2 protein-coding genes are annotated in these 1,252 nt (G+C 45.4%); both read left to right on the top strand.

The window, feature by feature from the left end:
- Positions 1 to 363, top strand: a 363-nt coding sequence (locus tag BLU64_RS17470; protein WP_425311887.1) for a T6SS immunity protein Tli3 family protein, incomplete at its 5' end; no start/stop codon positions are given.
- Positions 364 to 365: 2 nt separating this feature from the next.
- Positions 366 to 1,252 (top strand): T6SS effector phospholipase Tle3 domain-containing protein (locus BLU64_RS16925; RefSeq protein WP_425311886.1); only part of this gene is annotated, 887 nt, incomplete at its 3' end.

Here is a 1,252-nt window from a genome sequence, read left to right as displayed (position 1 = left end):
TCTGATAAAGGATGTCTGAATGTTATTGCTGTGACGACAGATGGTAGTAAAACAATACGCTCGGCGCCTTACGGGTCAAATACGCAGGACCCGAATGGCGATACAAAAGACTACGATATGTTAGTAACGAATGAAGGATTTTATATGATCGAATATTCATTTGGAGAAAGGTCTGAGGATACTGCTTATGTATTAAAATGGACATTTGATCCAGATGAAGAATCCACTCGATTAAATGGTTATCCGGGGGTGACGGGGCCTAAATATCAAAAAGAACTACCGATGGATGATATATCTAAAGTAAAGCAAACCCGAATGCAGTGTGACAGGATACTGGAACCTGTGCAGTCTCAGGGGAAATAATCGTGAATGATAAAGACAATATCACCTCGCCCACCCGTAAGGTCGCGGTGCTTACAACAGATAATGGTGCTCCGTTTGCTTACTCAATGACTTCACATAAAAATATTAAGATAAATGCAGAGGTGCAACCGCCGTTGCAGTTACCAGGAATGGTTATTTTTGTACACGGCGTAAATTCAGAGGGGGAGTGGTACAAAAATGCAGAGAAAGCATTATGTGACGGATTGAATGAGCGTCTGGGGTTGAAAGGCAATCACAGGTTAGAATCAAATAAATATGCAGAAGCAGATTGGAGTAATGAAACACCTAAAAAGTGGATAGTTCCTCCGAGGAAAGTAACCGCAGAAGGCCGCTCCCCCGTTATCCGTTTTTACTGGGGCTATCGTGCCACGGAGCAGGATTTTAAAAATGGTAAATTTAAATATGCCATTCCGCTTAAAAACAAACAGGGTGATAATTATTACGACCTGACACCTGAGCAGCGAAAAAGCAAAGGCCCATTTTACTGGGGCGGAGGCCCATTCCAGAATGGCTGCAATCAGCTGGTCAGCCTGTGGAGTGATAAAGGATTTGATAACTGGCCTTCTGTGCTTGGTGTTCCAGTCCCCTTCAGTACGCAGTTACTGAATGGAGAGCGTGACAGGCTCCTGACTGCCGCGCCGCCGCGGCATTATTATGCGCATGCGGCAGGCCGCCTGGCGAAATTAATCAAAACAATTCGTGATAAACATCCTGAAGATACGGTGACGGTGCTGTCGCACAGTCAGGGAACCATGATTGCCCTGGCTGCTGCTGCAATCGAAGCCCCGGATGCTCTGTTTGTGATGAATTCGCCCTATGCCCTGGATAATGAAGCCGCGACCTATATCTCTTATCCGTTGAATGAAAT

The sequence above is a fragment of the Lonsdalea quercina genome (genome assembly GCF_900107885.1).
GTDB lineage: Bacteria > Pseudomonadota > Gammaproteobacteria > Enterobacterales > Enterobacteriaceae > Lonsdalea > Lonsdalea quercina.
The sequence above is the reverse complement of the archived record's forward strand: the minus strand, read 5'-3'. Positions and strand labels throughout refer to the sequence as shown.